At 68.3% G+C, this 26,157-nt stretch carries 25 protein-coding genes; 10 read left to right on the top strand and 15 right to left on the bottom strand.

Going from position 1 to position 26,157, the window contains the following annotated elements; translation table 11 throughout:
* Positions 1-7 precede the first annotated feature (7 nt).
* Complete coding sequence (locus tag ACWDXS_RS22300) at positions 8-1,189, top strand: NAD(P)-binding domain-containing protein (protein ID WP_378990477.1); 1,182 nt, start codon at positions 8-10, stop codon at positions 1,187-1,189.
* On the opposite strand, the gene ACWDXS_RS22295 is transcribed toward ACWDXS_RS22300, so the two are convergent.
* The gene (locus ACWDXS_RS22295) at positions 1,170-2,024 is read right to left on the bottom strand and encodes an aldo/keto reductase (RefSeq protein WP_378990478.1); all 855 of its coding nucleotides are present in this window, start codon (positions 2,022-2,024) and stop codon (positions 1,170-1,172) included. The genes ACWDXS_RS22300 and ACWDXS_RS22295 overlap by 20 nt on opposite strands.
* Positions 2,025-2,125: 101 nt before the next feature.
* Entirely contained in the window at positions 2,126-3,637 is a 1,512-nt protein-coding gene (locus ACWDXS_RS22290) for a carboxyl transferase domain-containing protein (RefSeq protein ID WP_378990480.1), read from the bottom strand.
* A gap of 106 nt (positions 3,638-3,743) precedes the next feature.
* Between ACWDXS_RS22290 and ACWDXS_RS22285 the strand changes: the two genes are divergently transcribed.
* Together ACWDXS_RS22285 and ACWDXS_RS22280 are read left to right on the top strand one after the other, a co-directional pair.
* The gene (locus tag ACWDXS_RS22285) at positions 3,744-4,022 is read left to right on the top strand and encodes a helix-turn-helix transcriptional regulator (RefSeq protein ID WP_364578900.1); all 279 of its coding nucleotides are present in this window, start codon (positions 3,744-3,746) and stop codon (positions 4,020-4,022) included.
* Positions 4,019-4,552 (top strand): hypothetical protein, encoded by a 534-nt coding sequence (locus ACWDXS_RS22280; RefSeq protein ID WP_449968259.1) that lies wholly within the window; start codon positions 4,019-4,021, stop codon positions 4,550-4,552. The genes ACWDXS_RS22285 and ACWDXS_RS22280 overlap by 4 nt, the downstream gene beginning before the upstream one ends.
* A 76-nt stretch (positions 4,553-4,628) precedes the next feature.
* On the opposite strand, the gene ACWDXS_RS22275 is transcribed toward ACWDXS_RS22280, so the two are convergent.
* From ACWDXS_RS22275 to ACWDXS_RS22260, 4 genes are read right to left on the bottom strand one after another with little or no spacing between them, the layout of a single operon-like run.
* Positions 4,629-5,231 carry a GTP-binding protein gene (locus ACWDXS_RS22275; protein ID WP_174551063.1) on the bottom strand — a complete coding sequence of 201 codons (603 nt, stop codon included), beginning with the start codon at positions 5,229-5,231 and terminating at the stop codon, positions 4,629-4,631.
* Complete coding sequence (locus ACWDXS_RS22270) at positions 5,212-5,586, bottom strand: DUF742 domain-containing protein (RefSeq protein ID WP_056818578.1); 375 nt, start codon at positions 5,584-5,586, stop codon at positions 5,212-5,214. The genes ACWDXS_RS22275 and ACWDXS_RS22270 overlap by 20 nt, the downstream gene beginning before the upstream one ends.
* Before the next feature lie 7 nt (positions 5,587-5,593).
* Positions 5,594-6,007: a roadblock/LC7 domain-containing protein gene (locus ACWDXS_RS22265; protein WP_011207200.1), complete on the bottom strand. Its 414-nt coding sequence runs from the start codon at positions 6,005-6,007 to the stop codon at positions 5,594-5,596.
* Positions 6,004-9,882: an ATP-binding protein gene (locus ACWDXS_RS22260; protein WP_449968255.1), complete on the bottom strand. Its 3,879-nt coding sequence runs from the start codon at positions 9,880-9,882 to the stop codon at positions 6,004-6,006. Before ACWDXS_RS22260 ends, ACWDXS_RS22265 begins: the two co-directional genes overlap by 4 nt.
* A 319-nt stretch (positions 9,883-10,201) precedes the next feature.
* Here ACWDXS_RS22260 and ACWDXS_RS22255 point away from each other — a divergent pair, with 319 nt between their 5' ends.
* The 3 genes from ACWDXS_RS22255 to ACWDXS_RS22245 all read left to right on the top strand — a co-directional run bounded on the left by ACWDXS_RS22255 (position 10,202) and on the right by ACWDXS_RS22245 (position 14,467).
* Positions 10,202-12,247, top strand: a complete 2,046-nt coding sequence (locus ACWDXS_RS22255) for an AMP-binding protein (protein ID WP_378990484.1) — start codon at positions 10,202-10,204, stop codon at positions 12,245-12,247.
* Positions 12,248-12,404: 157 nt separating this feature from the next.
* Positions 12,405-13,100, top strand: a complete 696-nt coding sequence (locus ACWDXS_RS22250) for a response regulator transcription factor (RefSeq protein ID WP_101464499.1) — start codon at positions 12,405-12,407, stop codon at positions 13,098-13,100.
* Positions 13,101-13,210: 110 nt separating this feature from the next.
* Positions 13,211-14,467 carry a sensor histidine kinase gene (locus tag ACWDXS_RS22245; protein ID WP_449968251.1) on the top strand — a complete coding sequence of 419 codons (1,257 nt, stop codon included), beginning with the start codon at positions 13,211-13,213 and terminating at the stop codon, positions 14,465-14,467.
* Between the two features lie 54 nt (positions 14,468-14,521).
* Here ACWDXS_RS22245 and ACWDXS_RS22240 read toward each other — a convergent pair whose 3' ends face one another.
* Together ACWDXS_RS22240 and ACWDXS_RS22235 are read right to left on the bottom strand one after the other, a co-directional pair.
* Positions 14,522-14,668 (bottom strand): hypothetical protein, encoded by a 147-nt coding sequence (locus ACWDXS_RS22240; RefSeq protein WP_378990486.1) that lies wholly within the window; start codon positions 14,666-14,668, stop codon positions 14,522-14,524.
* 97 nt (positions 14,669-14,765) lie between these two features.
* On the bottom strand, positions 14,766-15,428 hold the full coding sequence (locus ACWDXS_RS22235; protein ID WP_378632017.1) for a hypothetical protein: 663 nt from the start codon (positions 15,426-15,428) through the stop codon (positions 14,766-14,768).
* Between the two features lie 276 nt (positions 15,429-15,704).
* Between ACWDXS_RS22235 and ACWDXS_RS22230 the strand changes: the two genes are divergently transcribed.
* Both ACWDXS_RS22230 and ACWDXS_RS22225 read left to right on the top strand, forming a co-directional pair.
* Complete coding sequence (locus tag ACWDXS_RS22230) at positions 15,705-16,862, top strand: hypothetical protein (RefSeq protein WP_449968248.1); 1,158 nt, start codon at positions 15,705-15,707, stop codon at positions 16,860-16,862.
* Positions 16,863-16,936: 74 nt separating this feature from the next.
* A complete protein-coding gene (locus tag ACWDXS_RS22225) occupies positions 16,937-17,518 on the top strand; it encodes a Uma2 family endonuclease (RefSeq protein ID WP_449968245.1) in 582 nt (193 codons plus the stop codon).
* 48 nt (positions 17,519-17,566) lie between these two features.
* Here the strand turns inward: ACWDXS_RS22225 and ACWDXS_RS22220 are convergent, their stop codons facing one another.
* The 5 genes from ACWDXS_RS22220 to pdxH all read right to left on the bottom strand — a co-directional run bounded on the left by ACWDXS_RS22220 (position 17,567) and on the right by pdxH (position 22,466).
* On the bottom strand, positions 17,567-18,193 hold the full coding sequence (locus tag ACWDXS_RS22220) for a hypothetical protein (protein WP_449968242.1): 627 nt from the start codon (positions 18,191-18,193) through the stop codon (positions 17,567-17,569).
* Positions 18,194-18,414: 221 nt separating this feature from the next.
* Positions 18,415-18,774: an FKBP-type peptidyl-prolyl cis-trans isomerase gene (locus tag ACWDXS_RS22215; RefSeq protein ID WP_378990490.1), complete on the bottom strand. Its 360-nt coding sequence runs from the start codon at positions 18,772-18,774 to the stop codon at positions 18,415-18,417.
* Between the two features lie 63 nt (positions 18,775-18,837).
* Positions 18,838-20,151: a citrate synthase gene (locus ACWDXS_RS22210; protein WP_101464504.1), complete on the bottom strand. Its 1,314-nt coding sequence runs from the start codon at positions 20,149-20,151 to the stop codon at positions 18,838-18,840.
* Between the two features lie 258 nt (positions 20,152-20,409).
* Positions 20,410-21,693 carry an MFS transporter gene (locus tag ACWDXS_RS22205; protein WP_449968239.1) on the bottom strand — a complete coding sequence of 428 codons (1,284 nt, stop codon included), beginning with the start codon at positions 21,691-21,693 and terminating at the stop codon, positions 20,410-20,412.
* Between the two features lie 68 nt (positions 21,694-21,761).
* Complete coding sequence (gene pdxH, locus ACWDXS_RS22200; protein ID WP_387446404.1) at positions 21,762-22,466, bottom strand: pyridoxamine 5'-phosphate oxidase; 705 nt, start codon at positions 22,464-22,466, stop codon at positions 21,762-21,764.
* Between the two features lie 76 nt (positions 22,467-22,542).
* Between pdxH and ACWDXS_RS22195 the strand changes: the two genes are divergently transcribed.
* Positions 22,543-23,667, top strand: coding sequence for a citrate synthase 2 (locus ACWDXS_RS22195; protein ID WP_378990493.1), 1,125 nt, complete (start codon positions 22,543-22,545; stop codon positions 23,665-23,667).
* Between the two features lie 296 nt (positions 23,668-23,963).
* Positions 23,964-24,695, top strand: a complete 732-nt coding sequence (locus tag ACWDXS_RS22190; protein WP_379317987.1) for a polysaccharide deacetylase family protein — start codon at positions 23,964-23,966, stop codon at positions 24,693-24,695.
* A 37-nt stretch (positions 24,696-24,732) separates the two neighbouring features.
* On the opposite strand, the gene ACWDXS_RS22185 is transcribed toward ACWDXS_RS22190, so the two are convergent.
* A complete protein-coding gene (locus ACWDXS_RS22185) occupies positions 24,733-25,371 on the bottom strand; it encodes a hypothetical protein (protein WP_378990496.1) in 639 nt (212 codons plus the stop codon).
* 67 nt (positions 25,372-25,438) lie between these two features.
* Complete coding sequence (locus tag ACWDXS_RS22180) at positions 25,439-26,110, bottom strand: TetR/AcrR family transcriptional regulator (RefSeq protein WP_378990497.1); 672 nt, start codon at positions 26,108-26,110, stop codon at positions 25,439-25,441.
* Between the last annotated feature and the right edge of the window lie 47 nt (positions 26,111-26,157).

Here is a 26,157-nt window from a genome sequence, read left to right as displayed (position 1 = left end):
TTCGTGGATGTTCACACTCTGCCACAGCCCGCCGACAACGCCCGGCAAGGCGATAGCATCGACGGCTGTGGCGAGGACGGATTTCGGCATCCTGGTGATCGGCGCGGGTCAGGCAGGGCTTTCCGCCGGTTATCACCTGCGCAAGCTCGGGCTGGTGCCCGAACGCGATTTCCGCATCGTCGACCACGCACCCGGCCCCGGTGGCGCCTGGCAGTTCCGGTGGCCGTCGCTGACTCTGACCACCGTGAACCGGGTGCACGACCTGCCGGGGATGTCCTTCGCCGAGACACTGCCGGCGGGATCGGAGTCGGCGCGAGCCGCCAGCGCGGTGCCGCACTACTACGAACTCTACGAAAAGCGCTTCGACCTGCAGGTTCAACGGCAGGTGACGGTCAAAGTCGTCTGCGATCGGACCGCCGACGGGCAGAGCTGCGCGGGCCGAGGCGAGGTATTGCAGGTCGAAACCGAGGGCGCGGGCACTCTTCGCACGCGAGGTCTGATCAACGGCACCGGCACCTGGGAGCACCCGTTCATCCCCCGATATCCGGGCGCCGACACCTTCGCGGGCCGCCAGTTGCACACCCGCGACTACCGCACGGCCGACGAGTTCGCGGGCAAACATGTCGTCGTCGTCGGCGGGGGCATCTCGGCGGTGCAGTTACTCGACGAAATCTCGCTCGTGACCTCCACCACATGGGTCACCAGGTCGGAGCCGCGCTGGCGCGAAACGCCGTTCGCCGAGCAGGACGGACGCGACGCGGTGGCACTGGTGGAGGACCGCGTCCGGGCGGGTCTGCCGCCGGGGTCGGTCGTCTCGGTGACGGGACTACCGCTCGACGACCGTTTGCGCGCCGCCCGCGAGCGGGGTGCGCTGCGACGGCTGCCGATGTTCGAGCGGATCGAGCCCACCGGCGTGCGCTGGGCCGACGGCAGTTTCCAGGCCGCCGATGTGATTCTGTGGGCAACCGGTTTCCGCAGCTCACTGGATCATCTGGCGCCCTTGCGGCTGCGCGGACCCGGCGGCGGGATCACCATGACCGGGCGGTTGGCGACGCAGGTGGCCGTCGACCCGCGCATCCATCTCATCGGCTACGGGCCCTCGGCCAGCACGATCGGCGCTAATCGGGCGGGCCGGGCGGCCGCCCGCGAGCTGACCGGTTTCCTCGGGCTCAGTCCAGACCGGCACTGAACGTCGACGGATCGGCGCCGACCCGCTTGCCCGAGTCGAGGCGGCTGATCGACTCCATCGCCTCGGCGTCGAGTTCGAAGGTGAACACATCGAAATTCTCGGAGATCCGCGACGGCGTGACCGACTTCGGGATGACGATATTGCCCAGCTGCAGGTGCCATCGGATGATCACCTGCGCCGGGGTGCGGTCGAGCTGCTCGGCGATGTCGACGATGGTGGGGTTGCCGAGCAGCGTGCCCTGCCCCAGCGGGCTCCACGCTTCGGTGGCGATCGCGTGATTGGCGTCGTATTGCCGCAGGTCACGCTGGGACAGCGTGGGATGCAGTTCGATCTGGTTCACCGTCGGGATCTCGCCCGCGTCGGCGATCAGGGTCTCCAGATCGATCACCCGGAAGTTGGAGACACCGATCGAGCCGATCCGGCCCTGCGACTTCAGCGCCTGGAACGCGCGGAACGTGTCGACGTAGCGGCCTGCCGACGGAACCGGCCAGTGGATCAGATACAGGTCCAGATAATCCAGGCCGAGGCGCCCCATGCTGGTATCGAAGGCGCGCAGGGTGCTGTCGTAGCCCTGGTCGGCGTTCCACAGCTTGGTGGTGATGAAGAGTTCGTCGCGGGGGATCCCCGATTCACGGATGGCGCGGCCTACGCCTTCCTCGTTGCCGTAGACCGCGGCCGTGTCGATACTGCGGTAGCCGACCTTCAACGCCTCGGCCACCACCCCGGTGACGTCTTCCGCGGGCACCTGGAACACACCGAAGCCGAGCTGTGGGATCACGTTCCCGTCATTGAGCACGATGGTGGGGACAGGGCTGCTCTCGCTGCGGAAGGTCACCCTCTCGAAGGTAGAAGTGGTTGGGTGCGGCGTCAACGACGGCGCGTCGCGTGTTTCCCCGTACCGAGAAGCGGGGCGCTGGTCAGGGGATTGCCCGCGATTCAGTACACAGCTCCGGCCAGTCCGATTCGCCGGTATCGGCGCTGCCTCAGCGTTCGCAGTTCGGCGGGCTCGTAGGTGCGCAGCGCCGCCAGTTCGGCGGCGATCGCCAGGACCGTGCGACGGGCGAAGGCCACCGGTTCGTCGGCGGCATCGGGGTACTCCTCCACGATCCGGTCCACCACACCGTCTTCGAGCAGATCCGCCGATCTGATGCCTTGTGCGGCAGCCATTTCCGGTGCGTGCGCAATATCGCGGAAAACGATGGCGCTCGCCCCTTCCGGCGGCAGCGGAGCCAGCCAGCCGTGCCTGGCGGCGAGCACCCGGTCGGCGGGCAACAGCGCGAGCGCGCCACCGCCGGTGCCCTGGCCGAGCAGCACGGAGACGGTCGGGGTGTCGAGGGTGACGAGATCGGCCAGACAGCGGGCGATTTCGGGGGCGAGCCCGCGTTCCTCGGCCTCCTTGGACAGGGCGGCGCCGACGGTGTCGATGACCAGCACCAGCGGCAACCGCAGTTCCCGCGCCAGGACCATCGCGCGCCGCGCCTCGCGCAGGGCGGCCGGGCCCATGGTGTGCTCGCCCTCCTGACCGGATCGGTCGTGCCCGAACACGACACACGGTTGACCGGCGAACCGGGTGAGGGCGAGCAGGACAGTGCGATCGGACTCACCACGGCCGGTTCCGCTGAGCGGAACCCGTTGCGTCGTATGGCGAAGCAGATCCCGAATGCCCGGTCGGCCGGGCCGCCGCGAACTGAGCACCGAATCCCAAGCGCCGGCAGCCGGATTCGACGGGGTCGACGGACTACGCACCGGCGCAGCCCAACCCGGCTCGGTCGTCATCGGAACGACAGCGCCTGCGGCGACGCTCATCGCCCGGTGCGCGATCCGCCGGAACACCTCCACCGTCACCACACCGTCGATCACACCGTTGCGATAGAGGTTCTCCGCCGTCTGCACGCCGGGCGGAAACGGCCTGCCGTACAAGGCTTCGTACACGCGAGGACCCAGAAACCCGATGAGCGCGCCGGGTGCGGCGAAGGTGATGTGCCCCAGCGACCCCCACGATGCGAACACCCCACCCATCGTCGGATCACGCAGATACACCAGATACGGATGCCCCGCCGACTTGTGCACGGCCACCGCACCCGCGATCTTCACCATCTGCACGAAAGCGACTGTCCCCTCCTGCATCCGCGTGCCGCCGGAGGTCGGCGAGGCGATCAGCGGCAGCCCGAGTTCGGTGGCGCGCTCGACGGCACAGACGATCCGCTCGGCCGCTGCCACCCCGATCGATCCGGCCAGAAACGCGAACTCGCAGGCGATCACGGCCACTCGCCGCCCGCGCAACAACCCCTCCCCCGTCAGCACCGCCTCATCGGTCCCCGCCCGATCGGCCGCCGCGATGAGGTCCTGGCGATACCGCGGCGACACGGCGGGCTCGATCGGCGCCCGGTCCCAGCTCACGAAAGAGCCCGCGTCGAGCAACTGGCCGAGTAAGTCATCCGCCGACATCCGCACGCTCCGAGCGTAGCCGGACAGGTTCGGCCACAGTCACGAGATCGCAGCAGAGCATTGGGACATCTTGACAATATGTTGTGTTTTTACAACACTTCATTAGGTGAGCCCAGTCAGACGAGGGGAAACCCTGCCGATCTTCAATCGCATCGCGGTGTTGCGCGCGGAGCATCGGATGAGCCGGGCGGCGCTTGCCGAGGCCGTCAACGTGAATGTCCAGACGATCGGCGCGCTCGAGCGTGGCGATCACTATCCGAGTCTCGATCTGGCGATGCGCATCTGCGATGTGTTCGCGCTACCGATCGAAGTCGTGTTCTCCCGCAAGGAATTCGGGCCGTTGTCGGCCGAGCTCTACCCACGCACGAAAGGCGAGACGCCATGACCACCACGCTCATCGACCGCTACCAGAACTATCGGGTCCGGCGCTGGCTCGTGCAGGAACAACGGACAGCGGGGATGCTGAAGAGCTGGCGGTCGCTGCGTCGACGGCGGATTCTCGTGGTGATCGTGACGATCGCGCTGCTCGGGATCGCGGTCGCCGGCGTGATGCGCGCGCTCGACCTGTTCGGAGCGCCAGGGGTCGCACTCGTCTCGGCACTGGCGTTCCTGCCGAGCTGGACGATGCTGCGGATCGCGTCAGGCGGCCAGGATCACGCACCCGACCAGATGCTCGACGAACTGGAGATCACCGAGCGCAACAAAGCCCGCTCGGCGGGACTCGCGCTCACCCAGTCGCTGACCATGGCGCCGTTGGCGTACCTGATCTTCGGCAGCGCGTTCTCACCGGAGGCCGACGCCTATCGCATCGCCTACGCGGGCGGATTGATGATGCTGGCCACGATCATGGCCGGCGGCTGTGCACCGGCGATGATCCTCGGCTGGACCCGGCCCGACCCCGAACCGGAGTCCTGAAACCCTGGTCCTGAACGAAGAGCGGGGCTGCGGCCTTCATCGCAGCAGCCCCGTCCATGAGTGCAGAGACTCGAGCTCAGTAACCCTGCATGACCTTGCGCAGCGCGTACTCGGTCAAGGCGACCAGGGCCTGCTTGGCCGGTTCCCGGCGACGGGCGTCGATCGACATGATCGGCACGTCGGCGGGAACCGCCAGGGCCTGGCGGATGTCCTCGAGCGGGTACTTCGGCGCGTCGTCGAACTCGTTGAGCGCCACCAGGAACGGCAGTCCGCGGGCCTCGAAGTAGTCGACAGCGGCGAAGCTGTCTTCGAGCCTGCGGGTGTCGACCAGCACCACGGCGCCGATGGCGCCGCGGATCAGGTCGTCCCACATGAACCAGAACCGGTACTGGCCCGGCGTACCGAACAGGTACAGGACCAGGTCGTCGGCGAGGCTGATACGGCCGAAGTCCATCGCCACCGTGGTGGTGGACTTCTGCGGAATACCGGTCAGGTTGTCGATTCCGGTACTGGCGTTGGTGACCAACGCCTCGGTGCGCAGCGGAACGATCTCCGACACCGCGCCGACCATCGTGGTCTTACCCACACCGAAGCCGCCGGCGACCACAATCTTCGCCGAAGTCGGCTTGGCCGTGCGGGTATCGACCTGCGCCGTCGAATCAAATACGCCGGAGTCCACTGAGAACCCTTTCGATCAGCTCGCGACGTTCATCGTCGCTGGAATCGTCTTTCAAAGTTGCCGAAACCCGGACGTGGCCGGCCTCGATCAGATCGGCTACGAGTACCCGGGCCACCCCGATCGGGATGTACAGCTGGGCAGCTATCTCGGCAACGGACGGCGATTGCCTGCACAACTCCACGATGGACGTTTCGAGGTTGTTCAGTTCGTACTGCCGCTCCATGGCGACCGGATGCGATGCGACGAGTGCCTCCAGCGCCAACTCGACCGCCGGCCTGGTGCGGCCGGCAGTCAAGGAGTACGGGCGGACGAGGCTGGGCTCGGCGCTCCCCATGCGGTGATCGTCTATGTCCATCCCACCATCAGGAACCCATCGTGACGCGCGGGGTGGCCTGGACCGTCTGGCCAACGCGCTCGACCAGAAGTGCCATTTCGTAGCCGACCTGACCGATGTCACACGAGGTGTTGGTCAGGACCGCTAGGTAGGAGCCGTCGCCGACTGCCATGAGCAGCAGGTATCCGTGCTCCATCTCCACGACGGACTGGAGTACCGTACCGCCTTCGAACAGATTCGACACGCCGACGGAAAGGCTCGCCAGTCCGGCGGTCACCGCGGAGAGCTGTTCTGCGCGGTCGACCGGGAGCTGAGCGCTCGCGGCCATCAACAGTCCGTCAGCCGAGACCAGGACGGCATGGGCTACGCCAGGAACCTCGTTGGCGAAGTTCGAAACCAGCCAATCCAGCTGACGGTTCGTACCACCTAGATCGGGGTTCATCGGTCTCCTTTATCTCCGGTTAGGTTCATTGCCTTCATTGCGCGGCCATCCCGGACACCCTGCTGGTGACGACTCAGGCTGTTCCGGATCGTGGCGGGATCGCGTTGCTGCGGGGTGCGATCAGCGGTGCCGCTCACACCACCCGGCACAAGCCTTCCGCCCGGACTGCGCTGAGGCAAGCCGGCGGCGGTACGCACCTCGGACTGAGCTTCGCTGGCCGCGCGTGCAGCCTGCCAACCCTCGTCACCCGGTGATTCGAAGGCGGCAGCCATCTGGTTCCGGTCGGAATTCTCGTCCGTGAGCCACGCCGACATCATCTCGGCGAAGATCGGTGTTCCGCCCATCACGGAATCACCTTCCGGTGCCGGCTGCAACCTGGTCTGGAAGAACGACGCAGCCTTGACCGGATTGGACCGGAAGCTGTGCCGACCCGGATCACGCCCTGCCGACGCAGCGTTATCCGGCCCCGCAGGGTCCCGATCCCGTTGCGGCAGAGCCACTCCTGGCCCGGCGTTCGCCTGCGGTACAACACTAGCCCCGGGATCGCGCTGCGGCAGCCCATTCGGCGCAGCCGCGCGTTGGGGCAGGCCGTTGGGCGCGTCCCGCTGCGGTTGACCCGCGGCCGGAGCGCGCTGGGGCAGACCGTTGTCGGCCGAATCCTGCTGCGGCGCAGGGGTTGCGCGCTGGGGCAGACCATTGGCCGGACGGGCGGGCTGGGCACGCTGTGGAAGTCCGCTGGCCGGATCACGCTGCGGCAGACCACCGGTCTGCTCACGCTGCGGCAGACCATTGGACGGATCACGCTGCGGGAGGCCACCGGTCTGCTCACGCTGCGGGAGGCCGTTGGACGGGTCGCGCTGCGGCAGACCGCCCGTCTGGTCCCGCTGCGGTAGGCCGGTCGACGGATCACGCTGCGGCAGGCCACCGGTCTGCTCACGTTGTGGGAGACCACCGGTCTGATCGAGCCTGGGCAAACCACCGGACTGATCCCGATGCGGCAGGCGCGGCGCGGGATCGCGCTGCGGCAGGCCGCCGGAGGCGTTGCCCCGCTGCGGGAGTCCGGTCGACGGGTCACGCTGCACGGGCTCGGAATCACGCTGCGGCGCAGCGCTGCCCTGACCACGCTGCGGCAACCCGGTCGACTGCGCCGGATCACGCTGGGCGTTCGCGGCATCGCGCTGCGGCAGACCCGTTGCCGGGTCACGCTGCGGCAGGCCACCGGTCTGCTCCCGCTGCGGGAGGCCGGTCGACGGATCGCGCTGCGGCAGACCCGTTGCCGGGTCACGCTGCGGCAGACCGCCGGTCTGCTCCCGCTGCGGTAGCCGCGGCGACGGATCGCGCTGCGGCAGCCCGACCGAAGGATCACGCTGCGGGGCGCCATTGGCGCCCGGCGAACGCTGCGGCAACCCACCGGGGGTGCTCCCCCGCTGCGTCTGTGCCGAATCGCGCTGCGGCGGTGCCATGTCGCGCTGGGGCGGTGCCGCGTCACGCGGCGACTGCGCGGAATCCCGCGACGGCGCGCCGTTCGCACCCGGCTGACGCTGCGGCAGCCCACCACCGGCCTGCGGCGGCCCACCGGGCTTCTGCTCACCCGGGCCCTGCTGGCCCGGCCCGGCGGGCGGGCGCTGCGGCCCACCCGGCGCCAGGTTGCGCTTGGGTAGGTTCGCCGCGGCGAGCTTGCCGCGCTGCGGCACGTTCCCCTGGCCCGGCGCGGGCGGACGCAGCGACGGCGACGACTGCTCGTTCGCGTCCTGGGCCACGCCCGAAGCCATCGAGTTGCCCGGCTGACGTTGCGGCAGCCCACCACCGGCACCCGCCGGCGGCCCGCTGGTTCCGGGATCCACGGTGACCATCACGTTGCCACCCGGGGTGCGGGTGATCGCGCGGGTCTGCATGGTGCTGCTCGGCTGCTGCTGCTGCTGCGGGTTCGGTCGCTGCTGCTGCGGTGCGGGCGCGTTCTGCTGCTGCACCTGCTGCGGCGGCACCACCGGGCCACCGGCACCGGCGACGATGAGGCCGACCGGCACATGCACGGTGACGGTGACGCCCGGATCGCGCGCGGTATCGAAGGTCGGACGCAGGCGCACGGTGAGACCGTGGCGCTCGGCCAGCCGGCCGACCACGAACAGACCCATGTGGCGGGCGGTGTCGGGACCGGGCTCCGCGGTCTGCTCGAGCCGGTGGTTGATCTCCGACATCTCGGCAGGCGGCATACCGATGCCGCGGTCGGCGACCTCGATCAGCAGACCCTGGTCGTGTGCCTGGGCGAAGGTGAACTTGACGTCAGTCTCCGGCGGGGAGGCCCGCAGCGCGTTGTCGAGCAGCTCGGCGAACAGGTGCGCCATATCGGAGGCGGCCGGTTCGACCAGCGAGCCACGCGGTGTGGCGCCGAGCTTGACCCGCTCGTAGTCCTCGACCTCGGAGATCGCGGCACGCAGCACGTCGGCGATCTCGACCGGGGCCGACTTGGTGCGACGCTGCTTGGTACCCGCGAGAATCAGCAGGTTGTCACCGTTACGGCGCATGCGCGCGGCGAGGTGGTCGAGCCGGAAGAGGTTCTCGAGCAGGCGCGGGTCCTTCTCGTCGTACTCCATCGCCTCGATGAGGGTGAGCTGATGGTCGACGAGCGACTTGGACCGGCGGGCCAGCGTCTCGAACATGTCGTTGACCTGCGAACGCATCTGCGCCTGGTCGCTGGCCAGGCGCAGCGCCTGACCGTGGATATCGTCGACGGCGCGGGCGAGCTGGCCGATCTCCTCGTCGGAGCGCACCGGCATCGGCTCGAGCGGCACGTCCTCGGGCGCGGCACCGTTGCGGAGCTGGGCGACCTCGTGCGGCAGATCGGACTCGGCGACGCGCAGCGCGGCCAGCCGGAGGCGGTGCAGCGGCACGATCATCGAGCGGGCGACGAACACGGCGAGCAGCAGCGCGGCCAGGATCGTCGCGATGACGACAGCGGTATAGGTCCAGGCACCGGTGGCGGCCGCATCGGTGAGCTCGTCCATCGAGACCTCGATGGCCTTGGTCGCCTCGTTCACGACGCCTTCGTAGGCCTGCAGACTCGAGTAGAGCGAGGTACGCAAGTCGCCGACGGGCAGCTTGCCCGCGGACACCTCGGGACTGCTGATCAGGTTCGCCCGGATATCGGCCTGAGCCTTGAGGTCGGCGATCACCCGATCGCCGTCGGGGAAGCGGTTGGACAGCACATCGAGCAGATGGCTCTCGGTCGCGACACCGGTGAGGAAGGTCTGCGCCCCCGTGTCCTGCCCACGCAGCATCCCGGCCAGACCGGCGAGCTCGTCGACGAGCACCGAACGCGTGTTGAGCGAGTCGACCAGACGCAGCTTGGCCGTGTCCATCACCGGATCGCTCACCTGAGCGATGGTGGACTCCACGATGCTGACGCTGTCCTGGGTCATCTGCTCGACCCCGGAAAGCACCGGCTCGGCGGACGTCGACAGCGCCTTACCCTGCGCGCGCACGTTCTTGGCCTGCTTGACCATCCGCTCCAGCGCGCCGTGCGCGGCAGGCAGATCGGTCAGCCGGCCGAGCGAGGTCTCGGCCGCGGCGACGGCGGCGTCGAGATCGGCGAGGTCCTTGTCGGTGACCAGGGTGACCCCCGGACCGGCCGGCACCAACTGACTGCCGGCCACCTTCGCCGTGCCTGCACTCAGCGCGGTGACCGTCGGAATCGTGTCTACCTGCTCGTTGATACTGGAGAGCCGGTTGGCCTCCGAGAACTCGGAGGTAATTCTCGACACGCCGAGCCCGACCGCGACCGCGAGTGGCACGGCAAGCACGGCCGTAACCTTCCAACGCAGGTCCCAGTTGCCGAGCGCCCAGCGTTTGCTGCCGGACCTAGCGGCGTCACGCATCTCCCACTCACTTTCCAAACTGGCCTCGTACCGTACGCCTGAGGCGAACCTCCACAGGCGCGATGGTGGCTCGCCAGTGGCTGCTGGCCGAGAACTACGGCTGGCCGAGAAATTGCGTCTACGACTGCCCGAATAAGTGACATCGGATTCTAACGGATCAATAACTTCTTGGCTGACTCCCGGTAGAGGTCCGCTCGATGACCAGCCCGTTGTAGGCAAAACCAAAGGTCGCGGCACCCCCTCGGGTGTCGCGTGAAGTCTGCCACAATCATCTGGATCTATCGAGCGGGCATCGAAGCGAGGCTAGGGAGTCACGGGGTTGGACACCGAACACGAGTACCGGCCGGTCTATCAGACCAGCCTGGTCGACCCAGCCGACTTCTGGTCCGCCGCAGCTCAGGGCATCGAGTGGGATGTCGAACCGCAGCAGATCGTCGATGCCGCCGATAAGCGGTCGGCCCGGTGGTTCCCCGATGCCCGCCTGAATACCTGCGTGAACGCCCTCGACCGCCACGTCAGAGCGGGCACTGTCGACCAGGGTGGACACGCCGATCAACCCGCCCTCATATATGCCTCCGCTATGACGGACACCACCACGATTTACACCTACGCCGAATTGCTCGACGCGGTGGCCGAGTTCGCGGGAGCCATGCGCGATCTCGGTGTGGTGGCCGGTGATCGGGTGGTGATCTATCTGCCGATGATTCCCGAAGCGGTGATCGCGATGCTGGCCTGTGCCCGCATCGGCGCGGTGCACTCGGTGGTGTTCGGCGGGTTCGCCGCACCCGAGCTGGCCGCCCGCATCGACGACGCCGAGCCGGTCCTGATCATCACCGCCTCTGGCGGGCTGGAACCCAACCGCCGCATCGACTACCCGCCGATCGTGATGGCCGCGCTCGACCTCGCCGAGACCGCGTCGGTACGCACGGTGATCGTGAAGCAGCGGCCCCAGTTCACGACGATCGAGTTCCCGGCCGCCCTGCCCGCCACCGACGTGCTGCCGTCCTCGGAGCAGACCGTCGCCGCCCGCTGGGTCGATTGGGACGACTGCGTCGACGGCGCGGCGCCCGCCGATCCGGTCTCGGTGGCCGCCACCGATCCGCTCTACATCCTCTACACCTCCGGCACCACCGGTAAGCCGAAGGGCGTGGTGCGCGACAACGGCGGACACGCGGTGGCGCTGGCCTGGTCGATGCGCAATATCTACGACGTCGGCCCTGGTCAGGTGTTCTGGGCCGCCTCCGATGTGGGCTGGGTCGTCGGCCACTCCTACATCGTCTACGCACCCCTGCTGGTCGGCGCGACGACGGTGCTCTACGAGGGCAAACCGGTCGGCACCCCCGACGCGGGCGCGTTCTGGCGGATCGTCGACGAGCACGACGTGCGGGTGCTGTTCACCGCGCCGACCGCGTTGCGCGCGATCCGCCGCGCCGACCCCGACGCCACCGCGGCCCACCGCCACGACCTGTCCCGGCTGCGCGCGCTGTTCTGCGCGGGCGAGCGCCTGGATCCGGCCACCTTCGACTGGGCGACGAACACCCTGCTCGCCGATCATCCCGACACCCCGGTGGTCGATCACTGGTGGCAGACCGAGACCGGCTGGCCGATCTGCGCCGACCCGCTCGGCGTGCAGGAACTGCCGGTCAAGCCCGGTTCGGCGAGTGTGCCGGTGCCCGGCTACCGGCTGCGCGTGCTCGACGCGAACGGCAACGCGGTTCCGGCCGGGACCGAGGGCAACATCGTCATCGGGCTGCCGCTGCCCCCCGGCTGCCTGACCGGGTTGTGGCGCGACCGGGATCGCTTCATCCGCTCGTACCTGTCGGCCTTCCCCGGCCATTACCTCACCGGCGACTCCGGCTACTTCGACGAGGACGGCTATCTCTACGTCCTCGGGCGCAGCGACGACGTGATCAACATCGCCGGGCATCGCCTGTCGGCGGGCAGCATCGAGGCCGCCATCGCCGGGCACGAGGCCGTCGCCGAATGCGCGGTGATCGGCATGCCCGACGAGCTCAAGGGCAGCCTCCCGCTGGCCTATGTGGTGCTCAAGCAGGGCGTCGAGATCGACCAGCAGCAGTTGCGCGCCGAACTCGACGACCGGGTGCGTGCCCAGATCGGGGCGATCGCCACCCTGCACGACTCGATCATCGTCACCGGCCTGCCCAAGACCCGTTCCGGCAAGATCCTGCGCAAGACGATCCGCCAGCTCACCGCCGGTGAACACGTCGAAACCCCCGCCACCATCGAGGACCCCCACGTCCTCACCGCCCTGGCGGACCGCATCCTCGCCAACCCACCACTGGGCAGCATCACGCCGACCGCCACCCCCGAACAGGACAACGATCCAGTCTCGCCGACCCCGTAGACATCCGAGGTCTTCGCAGCCCCGCAGGGGCGTCTCGGCCGCCTCGATCCGGACTGACCAGAGGGCGCGACGAAGGAGTGCCCGCCGGGAGGGAAGATCGAGGCCACCAGGCCGAGACCCCGCGGCGCCCGCGTTGCCAGAAATATAAGCTCACCACGTGACTTCCTCTACCGTTCTCGTCGTCGATGACGACGAGGACGTTCTCGCCTCGGTCGAACGCGGCCTGCGACTGTCCGGTTTCCGGGTGCTGGTCGCGCGCGACGGTGGTGCCGCGCTGCGCGCCGTCGCCGAGCAGGCGCCCGACGCGGTGGTCCTCGACATGAACATGCCGGTCCTCGACGGTGCCGGGGTGGTCACGGCCTTGCGGGCAATGGGCAATGACGTGCCCATCTGCGTGCTCAGCGCCCGTGCTTCGGTGGACGACCGGATCGCGGGTCTCGAGTCGGGCGCCGACGACTACCTGGTGAAACCGTTCGAGCTGGCCGAATTGGTGGCCAGGATCAAGGCCCTGCTGCGCCGCCGCACCGACACACCCGAGCCCGTGGCGCCCGGCGCGCTGACGGTCGGGCCGTTGCTGGTCGATGTCGCGGGGTATCGCGCACTACTGCACGGGCGCGAAATCGAGCTCACCAAAAGGGAATTCGAATTGCTGTCGACGCTCGCCCGGAATGCCGGTGTGGTGTTGACGCGAGAACGGCTGCTGGAATTGGTGTGGGGTTACGATTTCATAGCCGATACGAATGTGGTGGACGTGTTCGTCGGATACCTGCGCAGGAAACTCGAAATAGATGACACGCCACGGATTTTGCACACGATTCGCGGGGTGGGTTTCGTACTCCGGGAATCGAAATGATCTCCGAACAACCGCTGAAACGTCGTCGCAGACAATCGTTTTCGCTCCGGACAAGAGTCGCGGGGGCGGCTGCGGCGGGCGCCGTCATCATCGTCACGATCGCCGCTTTCGTGGGTTTTCAAGCAATCGAGCGCAATAATGTCACCCAAACCGATCAGCAACTGGAAATCGCTTCGCGCATCGTGCTGATCGAGCCGGTGCTGGCAACCGGGTTCGTCAACCTGACCGGATTGCAGAACACCATGGCGCTCACGGTGCGCGACGACGGCCAGGTGACCGCGTCGAGCTCGACCCAGCTGCCGGATCTGCCCCCCGGCTCGCAGACCGTCGAGCTGAACGACCAGCCCTATCGGGTGCTCACCACCACCGAGAACCAGCCCGCGGGTCGCACTGTCTCGCTGGCCATTCCCACCACCGAGGCCACCAAGGCCACCGACGACCAGCAACGCTGGGTCCTCGCGGGCGCGGCGATCGCGGTGGCGGCCGCGGCGGCGCTGGGCTGGCTGCTCGCCGGGCGTGCGGTCGGCCCGATCGTGAAGCTGACCAAGCAGGTGTCGGCCCGCAGCACGGGCGGTGGGCCGGACGAGCACGACCGCCCGGTCGACGGTTCCGGTGTCGACGAAGCGGTGAAGCTGGCCGACGCGGTGAACACCATGCTGGCCCGCGTCGACCAGGCCCAGGCCGAGACCGCCGCCGCGCTGGAAACCGCCCGCGACTTCGCCGCCGTCTCCGCCCACGAACTGCGCACCCCGCTCACCGCGATCCGCACCGACCTCGAGGTCCTGCGCACCCTCGACCTCACCGACGACCAGCGTCGCGAGATCCTCGACGACCTCGCCCGCAACGAGACCAGGGTGGAAACCACCCTGTCCGCGCTGGAACGGCTCGCCCGCGGCGATCTCACCGCCGAGGCCGATCACGTCCCCACCGATGTCGCCGACCTGTGCGACCAGGCCGCCCACGACGCCATGCGCCACAACCCCGGCCTGGCGGTGCGCATCGACACCGACGCCGAGCTGGTGACCCGGGGCCTGCCCGCAGGCCTGCGGCTGGCCGTCGACAACGCGCTCACCAATTCGGTGAAGCACGGCGGCGCCACCGCCGCTGTCGTGTCGGCGCATCGCACCGCGCACGGCCGGATCGTCATCGCCGTCGACGACAACGGCACCGGCGTCGCGCCCGGCGAACGCGAGGCGGTCTTCGCGCGGTTCGCCCGCGGCGCCAACGCCGCCAAGGGCGGTTCGGGCCTCGGCCTCGCGCTGGTGGCCCAGCAGGCCCAGTTGCACGGCGGGCTGACGTACTTCGAGGAGAGTCCACTCGGCGGCGCCCGCCTCGTCATCGACCTGCCCGCGCGACCGGCCCGGTAGAAACACGAAAGCCCCGCACCCACGATGGTCGTGGATGCGGGGCCGAGCTCGCTGCTACTTGTCGCTCTTGAAAGCGTCCTTCACTCTGCCCGCCGCGCGCTCGGCAGCTTCCTTCACGTTGGCCGCTGCCTTCTTCGCTTCCGCCTCGATCTTCTCGCCCTCGGCCTTGGCCTTGGCCTTGACATCGTCGGTGTCGGACATCGAACCTCCACTCTCGTGAGTTCCGCGCCTGATCGGCGCGGGGTGAAGACACTCGCGAGAATACCGCACAGTTAACAACCAGCGACTGAAGCTGGAATCAGGGGAGAACCTGCGGGATCGACTCCGGGATGACCAGGCCGATCACCGCGCCGAGCACCGCGCCGGTGATCGCGAAGGAGACGCCCGAGGTGAACGCGCACAGGAAGTAGCCGATGATGAACGCGGCCAGGCCCGGGATGCACAGGATCGCCGCGGTCAGGAAGCCGATGGTGGCACCGGCGGCCGCACCGTTCTGAACGGGGTCGTGGTTACCGGCCTCGGGGTTGGTGGCGATGCTCTTCAGCTCGTCGGTGGTGGCGGCGGACAGCTGCGGGGCGATCTGCAGCGTGCGGCCGTCCTCGGAGACGACCGAAGCCAGCGCGATGTTGTTGCCACCGACGGTGGTCAACGTCAGCGGCAGCTCGCTGACCTTGTCTCCGGTGGCGGAGATGACCGCGACGTTGGTGGAGTCGGGCGAGAGCACGAAGCGGCCGTTGTCGACGGTCGCGGAGACGGTGCGCAGGTCCGGCGAGACGGTGGTCTTGTAGCCGACGCCGTCGGCGGCGCCTTCGCCTGCCAGCCCGGCGGCGATCTCGGCCTGACGCGCGACGGTGACGTCAGCGGCCGCGGTGCCCGTGGTGACGAGCGACGCCGCGACGACCAGCGGCAGTGCGGCGAAGACCGCACGGCGACCCGCGCGAGTGATGTTGTGGCTGAACATGTTCGGTTCTCCCTCCCGATGCTTCCGAAGAATCCCCGAACCCCCCGGACGAATCGAAAAAATCTCGATGTCGATTGACTCGAGAGTTGTACCGAACCACTACGGTGTTGTGGAATATGTTGTGACACAAGGCATAGTTTGAACAGGTAGCTATCGATCGGCGATCGCGCGCAGTACTCGACCGGCATACCGGCAGCTACCTCGAACAGCCCTTCCTCAACGAACTCTCAGACATCTCCCACGTCCGGCACCGAACTCCGGGATACCGTCGCCGATGTGATCGACAAACGCGCTCGCCTGCTCTGCTTCACCACTGCCCTCGCGCTGGCGGGCGGTGCTGTCGCCTGTTCCGGCAAGGATGCCGCACCGACCGGGATCGCGCTCGTCAACGCTGATTCCGGGCCGACCGGCGAGCGTGTGGCCAAGGCGGTGCAGGATGCGGGTGGCTATGAGTGGACCGTCGCGAAGCCCGGTGAGATCGACGCAGGCGATTACGCCGCCGTGATCACCCTGCCCGCCGACCTCACCGCGTCGATGGCCACCCTCGCCACCCCGGAACCCAAGCGCGCCAAGGTGACCGTCGCCACCCACGACGGCGCCGACACGAACACGGTGAACGGCGCGGTCGATGTGGTGACGCACCGGATCGGCGCGTCCGGCGTCGACGCGGCGCTGGCCGCGGTCTCGCAGGCACGCAACCAGATGACCTCGGTCCAGTTCACCGCCCAGCTGCTCAGCGCGGGCGTGAACGCCGCCGCCGACGGTGCGAGCCAGTTCAGTGGCGGTGCGGAGCAGATGCTCGGCTTCCTCGACTACGCGAAAGAGGGAGCGGGCCAGCTCACTTCGGCGATCGAGCTGCTGAACCAGACCGTCGACGGCGCGGCGAAGCAGGCGACCCAGCTGGCCGATGCCCTCGGCGCCACCGGCGTCACCATCGCCAGCGTCCAGAGCAGCGCGGCCGCCATGGGCTCCGGCCTCGACCAGATCCTGCCCCTTCTGAAAGCCCTCCCCTTCGCGGGCGACCCGCAGCTCGCCGACATCATCACCAAACTCGAAGCGCTACGCGGCGTATCGACCCAGGCAGGCACCCAACTCGACGGCCTCAGCGAATTGACCGGCGCCGCAGTCGATCCCAACACCGACCTCGGCACCCTCCTGCGCACCGTCGTGGCCCGCCTCAACAGCGCCCGCGACCAGCTCACCCAGGGCGCCGAACTCGCCAAGGGCCTGCCCACCCTCGCCGAACAGGGCGGCGCCCAACTCCTCTCGGCCGTCGAACAACTCACCGGCGGCGTCGGCGCCCTGCAGAACATCGTCGGCAACCTCAACACCCAAACCGGCAAGGCCCTCGAGGCCCTCCCCCCACGAGGCCAGTCCCAGCAATCCGCCCTCGCCCTCGCCCTCACCGACCCCGTCGAAGTCGTCCGGGAGTGACCCCACCACCAACCGCCTTCGGTAGTCGTCGACGAACAGTGTCGAGGCGGCAACACGGTCGGTAAGCTCGGCCCATGACGATCCAGGCCGTGGACTCGCTACCCCATCAGATGACGGAAGAGCAGTACCGTCAGCTCCCCGAGGACGTCTCCAGGGAGATCGAGGTAGTGCACGGGCACGTCATCCTCTGCGAATCACCGTCACCTGAGCACAACCGCATCGACCGACGCCTCGCAGGCGCCATGGAAGACCTGCCGAGCACCGAACCGTGCATCCGCGCCGAGACCGACATCGACGTGGTGCTCTGGCGGGTTCCGAAGTTCACCTTCCGCCGTCCCGATGTCACGGTATACCGATGCCTGCAACAGCCGGGAGACAAGCCGGAGGCAGGCGACGCACTGATCGTGGTCGAGGTGTCGTCGACGTCGACAGCGGCCGAGGACTTGCTCGACAAGAAGGCGCAGTACGCGCGAGTCGGTATTCCGCTCTACCTCGTCGTCATGCTCGACCCGAAATTCGCGATAGCGGAGGTGCTCGAGTTCCGGCTCGACGCGCACGCCCGCGAGTATCGGCTCCACCAGATCCACCGCGACGGGTTACTCCGGCTCGAACACGTGATCGTCGGGGACATCGCCTTCGCCGAGCTCACTCGCTGAACCAACGCGGCCCGGTCGGTTTCGACCGGGCCGCAGGGGTTTTCAGGGTCAGGGCAGGACCTGCGGGATGATGTGCGGTGCGGCCACGCCGACCACGGCGCCGATCAACGCGCCGATCAACGCGTTCGGGAGACCTACCAGGCCGACGCACGGCAGGTAGAGGATCATCGTGGTGATCATCGGGATGCACACGACGGCGGCGACGAGCGCGCCGATGCCGGCGCCGATGGCGGCGGCGTTCTGGACCGGGTCGGGGAATTGCGCGGTGGGGGTGGTCGCGATGGTCTTCAGTTCGTCGCTCGCCTCCGCGGTGGGCCGCGGTGTCACCGTCATGCTTCGCCCGTCGGCCGCGATCTCGGTCGCCAGGGCGATCACATTGCCGCTGACCGTGGTGAACGAGGTGGGGACCTCCCCGATCGGATCGCCGGTCGCGGACTCGACGATGACCCGGGCCCGGTCGGGTGCGAGCAGGAACCGGCCCTCCTCCACCGAGGCGGCTACGGTGCGCAGGTCCGGTGCGACCGTGGTGCGGTAGCCCTGCTCCGCACTCGACAATCCCGCCGCGTACTGCGTCTGCTGGTCGACCTCCGCAGACGCGACCCCGGCCACGCTCACCGCCACGGCGATGGGCAGCGCCACGGCCAGCGCACGGCGAACAACCTTGTGTTGGAACATGATCGAGAATCTCCCTCCCGAAACCCCCGAAGAACCCGGCCCCGGGCGAATCGAACAAGTCACTGTCATGGACAACGCATTGGAAACGAATCACACGGGAGCCGTTGGGCTCCGTCATACGCGGGGCACATTACCCCGCGGCTCGCGAGGCGGGTGCCTTACCCCTGAAACAGCAACGGCCCGTGCCTCCCTGAGGAGGCACGGGCCGAAATGCGGTGAGATCAGTTCGCGTTGAGCAGGTCGATCACGAAGACCAGCGTCTTGCCGGAGAGCGCGTGGCCCGCGCCCGCGGCACCGTAGGCGAGGTCCGGCGGGATCACCAGCTGACGACGGCCGCCGACCTTCATGCCGGGGATGCCGTCCTGCCAGCCCTGGATCAGGCCGCGCAGCGGGAAGGTGAGGGACTCGCCGCGATCCCAGGAGGAGTCGAACTGCTCACCGTTGTCGAACTCGACGCCGACGTAGTGCACCTCGACGGTGCCACCGGCCACCGCTTCTTTGCCTTCGCCCTCGATGAGGTCGGTAATGACGAGCTCGGTGGGCGCGGGGCCCTCCTGGAATTCGATCTCCGGCTTGGTCATGCGGGCTATCCCCTTCGATAGATTGCTGTACCCAACAAAGTTGCCGACAACGGCGGATCGAAACTAGCGGTTGTCGATCGCGCGGTAGTCGCGTTCACCGTAACCGGTGTAGATCTGGCGCGGGCGGCCGATCTTCAGCGGCTCGGAGTGCATCTCACGCCAGTGCGCGATCCAGCCGGGCAGCCGGCCCATCGCGAACAGCACGGTGAACATGCGGGTCGGGAAGCCCATGGCCCGGTAGATGACGCCGGTGTAGAAGTCGACGTTCGGGTACAGACGACGCGACACGAAGTAGTCGTCGGTGAGGGCGGCCTCTTCGAGCTGCTTGGCGATGTCGAGCAGCTGGTCGTCGCCGCCGATCTTCGACAGGATCTTGTCGGCGGCCTGCTTGACCAGCGTCGCGCGCGGGTCGTAGTTGCGGTAGACGCGGTGTCCGAAGCCCATGAGCTTCACGCCGTCTTCCTTGTTCTTGACCTTGCGGATGAATTCCTTGACGTCGCCGCCGTTGGCCTTGATCTCGTCGAGCATCTCGAGCACGGCCTGGTTGGCGCCGCCGTGCAGCGGGCCCCACAGCGCGTTGATGCCACCCGATACCGAGGTGAACAGGTTGGCGTCGGAGGAGCCGACGAGGCGCACGGTCGAGGTGGAGCAGTTCTGCTCGTGGTCGGCGTGCAGGATCAGCAGCATGTCGAGCGCGGCGGCGACCTCGGGGTCGACCTCGTAGGGCTCGGCCGGGAATCCGAAGGTCATCCGCAGGAAGTTCTCGACCAGCGACAGCGAGTTGTCGGGGTAGAGGAACGGCTGACCGACCGACTTCTTGTACGAGTAGGCCGCGATGGTGGGCAGCTTGGCCAGCAGGCGGATAGTGGACAGCTCGACCTGCTCGGGGTCGCGCGGGTCCAGCGAGTCCTGGTAGTACGCCGACAGCGCGTTCACCGCGGACGACAGCACCGGCATGGGGTGCGCGTTGCGCGGGAAGCCGTCGAAGAACCGCTTCAGGTCCTCGTGCAGCAGCGTGTGGCGACGGATGCGATCGGTGAAGTCGTCGAGCTGGGCCTGGGTCGGCAGCTCGCCGTAGATGAGCAGGTAGCTGACCTCGATGAAGGTCGAGCGGCCCGCCAGCTGGTCGATCGGGTAGCCGCGGTAGCGCAGGATGCCCGCTTCACCGTCGATGTAGGTGATGGCCGACTTGGTCGACGCGGTGTTCATGAAACCGGGGTCATAGGTGACGTAACCGGTGCTGGCCAGCAGCTTGCCCAAGTCGAGCCCGTCGTTACCCTCCGCGGCCTTGGTGACCGAGATCGGGAACTCGCCACCGGGGTACTGGAGTACCGCCTTGGCGTCTTCGGTGACGTTGGTGATGTTCTCAGCGGGCACGGAAGGATCCCTCTCAGGCTAGAACCGTAGGCACCGGTGCGGTCGGCACAGGTGCGCTTGCGCTAACGCTAGCTGTTGTTCGGTCAGGACGAGCAATCAGGGTTGTCCTGTCCTGTTCTCACACCGGTCACGTGCGGCGGTGAGGTCGGCGCAAGGCCGGGGACCTGCGCCGATCCCGTTTTCCACACCATCAGCGCGGCGGTGCCCGACGATTGCCGAGCACACGGATCCGGTTCCCGAATCCCCTTGCCGCGCAAGTCAATTCATGGCCACGGCGGAGTGCGCGCGAGTGACCCGGTAGCGCACGAAGGCGGGGAAGGCCAGCGCGGCGAGCACCACGCCGATCACCACCAGTACGCCGCCACCGGCAGCCGCTACAGCAGTACCCATGCTCGCCGCGGCGAAACCGTGGGCAACGTCACCGATCCGCGGCCCACCTGCGACGACCACGATGAACACGCCCTGCAACCGTCCCCGCATCTCGTCGGTGGACACATTGAGCAACATGGCCGTGCGGAACGCCGCCGAGACCATGTCGACCGCGCCGCCGAACGCCAGGAAGGCCACCGCGATCCACAGCCACACGCCCAGTCCGAACCAGTGCCCGGCCAACCCCACCGCGAGCCCGAAGCCGACCATCGCCACACCCCACAGCGCGATGCACACGATCACCGCCAGTCCCTGCCTGCGCACCCGCGGTATCCACCCGGAGAACACGCCGCCGATCACCGAACCCGCCGCGATGGCCGCGAACAACAGGCCCAGCGCCACCCCGCCTTCGGCCGGATCGTGGAACGTCTCGTGCGCGATCTGCGGGAACAGCGCGCGCGGCATGCCGAACACCATGGCGATGATGTCGACGACGAACGACGCGAGCAGGATGCGCTGACCCGCGAGATAGCGGAATCCGTCGAGTACGGCGCGCAGCCCGGCCCGGCGCTGCTCGCCGGTCGGCGGGAAGGCGGGCAGCCGCCACACCGCCCACAGCGTCGCGAGCAGGGCGATCGAGTCGATCAGATACAGCATCGGCAACCCGATCACGGGGATCAGGACACCGGCCAGCACCGGTCCCGCGATCATGCCGACGTTCTGCACCGTCATGCTCAGCGAACTGGCCGAGGCCATCAGCTCCGGCGGCAGCAACCGGGCGATCAGGGCGCTACGAGTGGGCTGATTGACCGCGAAGAACGCCTGCTGGGTGGCGAACAGCCCGAGGACGAGCCACACATTGTTCACCCCGAGCGCGGCCTGCACCCAGAACGCCACCGCGGTCAGGCCCGTGCCCGCCGTGGTGATGACGAGCAGGGTGCGCCGGTCCATCACATCGGCGAGCGCGCCGCCCCAGAGCCCGAACACCACCAGCGGAACCAGTCCGAACAAACCGGCCAGCCCGACGTAGCCGGAACTGCCGGTGATCTGGAAGATCTGCTGCGGTACCGCGACCACCGAGAGCTGAGCGCCGATGACGGTGACGATATTGGTCGTCCACAGTCTGCGATAGTCGCGATTACGCAGGGGTTCGGTGTCGGCGAGCAGCTTCACTCAGCGCAGATTAGCCACTGCGGCCCGGTCATCCCATGTTTAGGCGCAGTGACATAGCCCACCGCTCGTTACGGCTGCAAACGTTGGACCGTTGTGGTGTGCCCGTCGATCCGCAGCACGATGCGGTTGTGCAGCCTGCCGCGCCGACCCTGCCAGAACTCCACCTCGTCGGGTCGCAGCAGGTAACCGCCCCAGAACGGGGGCACGGGAATGTCGTCGACATCGGCGAAACGGGCCGTCGTCTCGGCCAGCACGCGATCGAGTTCGGCCCGCGTGGCCACCGGCTGCGACTGCTGCGAAGCCCACGCGCCCAGCCGCGACTCCCGCGGCCGCGCCGCCCAGTACGCCGCGGTCACCGCGGCGGACACCCGCTCGGTCACGCCGCGCACGTGCACCTGCCTGGCGAGCGCGGGCCAGACGAAACTTGCCGCCGCGTACGGGTCGGCGGCGAGCTGGGTGCCCTTGGCCGAGTCGTAGTTCGTATAGAAGGTGACGCCCTCGGGCGAGAGTCCTTTGCACAGGACCGTGCGCGCCACCGGTCGCGGCGCGGGGCCGGTGAGCGAGACCGTGGCCAGCACCATCGCGTTGGGTTCGGCGACTCCGGCGCCGCGCGCCTGCTCGATCCAGCTGCGCAGCAACGGTTCCCAGCCACCGGCCACCCAGGTCTCGTCGAGATCGGGTTCGGTGGCAGCGACGATCAGGGGATTGCCGTAGTCGACACGCATCGCGGCGAGGTCGGGCGCGGTGGTCGCGGCGGGGTCCAGGTCACGCATAGGGGCGAGATTACTCCGCGGTATGTCCGGGTCTAGGGTTCAGAAATATCGGCATGCCCCTGCAAGGAGAGTCACCATGACTACCAGCTCGGTACCACAGGATTTCGTCAGCGGATTGGAAGGCGTGGTGGCCTTCACCACCGACATCGCCGAGCCGGACAAGGACGGTGGCGCCCTCCGATATCGCGGCGTCGACATCCAGGATCTGGTCACCGATCAGGTGACGTTCGGCGACGTGTGGGCCCTGCTGGTCGACGGTGAGTTCGGTCGCGGCCTGCCGCCCGCCGAGCCCTTCCCGCTGCCGGTACACACCGGTGACGTGCGCGTCGACGTGCAGGCCGGCCTCGCGATGCTCGCCCCGATCTGGGGCTACGAGCCGCTGCTCGACATCGACGACGAGACCGCCCGCGAGAACCTCGCCCGCGCCTCGGTGATGGCGCTGTCGTACGTGGCGCAGTCCGCCCGCGGCATCTATCAGCCCGCCGTTCCGCAGCGCAAGATCGACGAGTGCGACACCGTCACCGAGCGGTTCATGACCCGCTGGAAGGGTGACCCGGACCCGCGCCACACCGAGGCCATCGACGCCTACTGGGTGTCCGCGGCCGAGCACGGCATGAACGCTTCCACTTTCACCGCCCGCGTCATCGCCTCCACCGGCGCCGATGTGGCGGCGTCGCTGTCCGGCGCGATCGGCGCCATGTCGGGCCCGCTGCACGGCGGCGCCCCGGCGCGCGTGCTGCCGATGATCGAGGCCGTCGAGCAGTCCGGTGACGCCCGGGCGCTGGTCAAGGGCATCCTGGACCGCAAAGAGAAGCTGATGGGCTTCGGCCACCGCGTGTACCGCGCCGAGGACCCGCGCGCCCGCGTGCTGCGCGCCACCGCCCAGCGCCTCGACGCCCCCCGCTTCGAGGTGGCCGCCGCGCTGGAGCAGGCCGCGCTGGCCGAGCTGCGCGAGCGTCGCCCGGATCGCGCCATCGAGACCAATGTCGAGTTCTGGGCCGCGGTCATCCTCGACTTCGCCGAGGTTCCGGCGCACATGATGCCCGCGATGTTCACCTGTGGCCGGACCGCCGGTTGGTGTGCCCACATCCTCGAGCAGAAGCAGCTGGGCAAGCTGGTCCGCCCCGCCGCGATCTACACCGGGCCCGGCCCCCGCACCCCGGACGAGGTTCCGGGCTGGTCCACCATCTCGCAGCACTGAGTCGTCGAACCGGGCGCCGCGATCTCGGCGCCCGGTTCATTCTCAGCTATTTGCGGTGTCTAATGATTCACCTGCTAGAACGTGTTCGACGAGCACCGCGACCGGTTCGGCGATAACATCCCAGCGAATATGTTCGTGAGGGGTGGATCGTGTACAGCAATGGTTTGTCGCGGCGTCGGCTGTTCGGCGCCTGCGCTGCTCTCACCACTGCGGTTGCCACAGGATGCGCTGTCGCACAAGGTGATTCGGCCGCACCCGAGTCAACCGGCCGCACCGATGGGCTGCCTGCCTCGCCGGTGAGCGCGCACCCGATCGCCACCCCGGAGGCGGTGCCGACCCCCTTTCCCGCCCAGGTGGCCGCCCGGCACGCGGGCGCCGTCCCGCATCAGTGGGGCGTCGATCTGCCCGGCATCACCAGCGGCTTCCCCACGGGCGGCAAGCGGTTCGCGCTCACGTTCGACGCGTGCGGCGGTCCCGGCAACAGTGACCTCGACCAGGCCCTGATCGACCTGCTGATCGCCGAACAGATCCCGGCCACCCTGTTCCTCAACAAACGCTGGGTCGACGCCGATCCGGCTCGGGTCCAGCGGCTGGCGGCGAATCCGCTGTTCGAACTGGCCAATCACGGTGGCGCGCACAAGCCGCTCTCGGTGTCGGGCCGGTCCGCCTACAAGGTTGCGGGCACCGCCTCCGCCGAGGAGGCCGCGTACGAGGTCTGGGACAACCACCAGCGGATCATCGAGCTCACCGGCCGCGCGCCGCGATTCTTTCGCGCGGGCACCGCGCACTACGACGAGGTGGCGGTCGCGATCGTGAACGAATTGGGCGAGACCCCACTGGGTTTCACCGTCAATGCCGACTTCGGGGCAACCGCGTCGGCGGCACAGGTGCAGCGGGCGATGAGCGCGGCCACTCCCGGCGGTATCGCGCTCGCGCATCTGCACCGTCCTCGATCGGGGACCGCGGCCGGAATGGCCGCGGCGCTACCGGCCCTGCGCGCAGCGGGTTTCACGTTCGTCCACCTGTAGCGGACGCCGCCCGCGCAGCGTCGCGCGGCCGGCGCGTTCAGCGCGTCAACGCCGCGAAATCGATCGCGACAGAGGCCCCTCGGTCGACGGTGAAGAACGCCGCCTCCAAGCGCGTTCCGAGTTCGATCTGGCCGACCGCCGCGAGCGGCACCGGCTGAATCAACCGCACCCGCCACGGCAACGGCTCGTCCCAGGCCCGCATCTCGAGATCGAGCCGGAGCACCGGATCGTCGCGTCCGGTGTAATCCGCCGCGATGGGCGCCACCGCGAGCACGATGGCCTCCGCTCGCCGCCCGTTGGCCAGAATCTTGGCCGCGGCCTTGCGCCCCGACTCCGGCGCCTCTGGCACGAACAGCACCACTCGCTCCCGGTCCCCCGGGTCCACCCGGCAGCCGACCACGTCGCCGGTCTGCATCCACTCCAGGTCCTGGCTACGCACCCGCTGCCGGACCCGCGCGTCGTAGGCCAGCTCCCCCGGCACCGACACCCGCACGCTGAACCGATAGCCACCCTCCCCCCGGCGCGTCCGTATCGACAGCACGCTCGCCATCGCGGGCAGCCCCCTGATCAGTAGTTCCCGCCGCGCTCCCTCGGACAGCAACCCCGGCCGCCGGCCGAAGGCCCACACACACCGGTCGAGCAGGGTCCGACCCGAGTCGGCCACAACGAGGCTCATGGCAGAAGGGTAATGCGAACACCCTTCGCACAAGGGCAAATTCCTCGCACTCACCGCATCCACGCGGTCAGCCGAGGGCGGCGATCCCGGCGAGAACGAAGTCGATTCCGGCGAGGAATTGTTCGCGATCGTCGTGCTCGCGCAGCTGCTCGGCGATCTGATGGGCGAACGGGAATTCCGCCGGGTCGTGCTGTGTCCAGCGGGCGGCGACGGACCGCAGGAACGCCGAGCGGTCGCCCTCGTGCACAGCGAGTCGAGCGTTCGCCGCGTTCTGCCCGGCAACGCCGAGGATGTAGTTCACCAGCGCCGACGCGGCAGTGAACAGCGACGGCTCGGGGACGCCGAGTATCCGCAACTGCGCGCCGACGCGCTCGTAGATCTGCACCATCGCCAGCTGCCACGGCTCCTGGACGAGCTGGGCGCCCACCCACGGATGGGCGTCGATCGCGTCGAACATCCCGAGCGCGACGGCACGGATCGCGGTGAAGGGCTCCGCGCTGTCGTCCGAGCTCGCCAGGACACGGGCGATGACGCCGCCGGACGCGGCGGCGAGCAGATCGCTCTTGTTCTCGACATGCCAGTAGATCGCCCCGCTGCCGGTCTCCAGACGCGAAGCCAGTGCACGGAACGTGAGCGCGCGCTCGCCACCGGCGTCGAGGATCTCGATCGCGGCGTCCACGATCCGCTGCTTCGACAGCGCGTCGCTGCGTCGGGTGGCCCGTGGGGGACGTGTCGCCATGCACACCATCTTGACACTTCTGGAACATCGTTCCAAACTAGGTCGAT

The sequence above is a fragment of the Nocardia sp. NPDC003183 genome, assembly GCF_053590715.1.
This window is presented reverse-complemented; position numbering and strand designations above follow the sequence as displayed.

What these genes read in the sequence shown, in the direction of transcription:
- ACWDXS_RS22260 (WP_449968255.1), bottom strand. Translation starts at nt 9,882, where the DNA reads ATGCGTGACGCCGCTAGGTCCGGCAGCAAACGCTGGGCGCTCGGCAAC.
- ACWDXS_RS22280 (WP_449968259.1), top strand. Translation starts at nt 4,019, where the DNA reads ATGACCACCACGCTCATCGACCGCTACCAGAACTATCGGGTCCGGCGC.
- ACWDXS_RS22290 (WP_378990480.1), bottom strand. Translation starts at nt 3,637, where the DNA reads ATGTCGGCGGATGACTTACTCGGCCAGTTGCTCGACGCGGGCTCTTTC.
- ACWDXS_RS22300 (WP_378990477.1), top strand. Translation starts at nt 8, where the DNA reads ATGTTCACACTCTGCCACAGCCCGCCGACAACGCCCGGCAAGGCGATA.
- ACWDXS_RS22235 (WP_378632017.1), bottom strand. Translation starts at nt 15,428, where the DNA reads ATGTTCAGCCACAACATCACTCGCGCGGGTCGCCGTGCGGTCTTCGCC.
- ACWDXS_RS22220 (WP_449968242.1), bottom strand. Translation starts at nt 18,193, where the DNA reads ATGTTCCAACACAAGGTTGTTCGCCGTGCGCTGGCCGTGGCGCTGCCC.
- ACWDXS_RS22225 (WP_449968245.1), top strand. Translation starts at nt 16,937, where the DNA reads ATGACGATCCAGGCCGTGGACTCGCTACCCCATCAGATGACGGAAGAG.
- ACWDXS_RS22265 (WP_011207200.1), bottom strand. Translation starts at nt 6,007, where the DNA reads ATGAACCCCGATCTAGGTGGTACGAACCGTCAGCTGGATTGGCTGGTT.
- ACWDXS_RS22215 (WP_378990490.1), bottom strand. Translation starts at nt 18,774, where the DNA reads ATGACCAAGCCGGAGATCGAATTCCAGGAGGGCCCCGCGCCCACCGAG.
- ACWDXS_RS22180 (WP_378990497.1), bottom strand. Translation starts at nt 26,110, where the DNA reads ATGGCGACACGTCCCCCACGGGCCACCCGACGCAGCGACGCGCTGTCG.
- ACWDXS_RS22270 (WP_056818578.1), bottom strand. Translation starts at nt 5,586, where the DNA reads ATGGACATAGACGATCACCGCATGGGGAGCGCCGAGCCCAGCCTCGTC.
- ACWDXS_RS22240 (WP_378990486.1), bottom strand. Translation starts at nt 14,668, where the DNA reads ATGTCCGACACCGACGATGTCAAGGCCAAGGCCAAGGCCGAGGGCGAG.
- ACWDXS_RS22185 (WP_378990496.1), bottom strand. Translation starts at nt 25,371, where the DNA reads ATGAGCCTCGTTGTGGCCGACTCGGGTCGGACCCTGCTCGACCGGTGT.
- ACWDXS_RS22195 (WP_378990493.1), top strand. Translation starts at nt 22,543, where the DNA reads ATGACTACCAGCTCGGTACCACAGGATTTCGTCAGCGGATTGGAAGGC.
- pdxH (WP_387446404.1), bottom strand. Translation starts at nt 22,466, where the DNA reads ATGCGTGACCTGGACCCCGCCGCGACCACCGCGCCCGACCTCGCCGCG.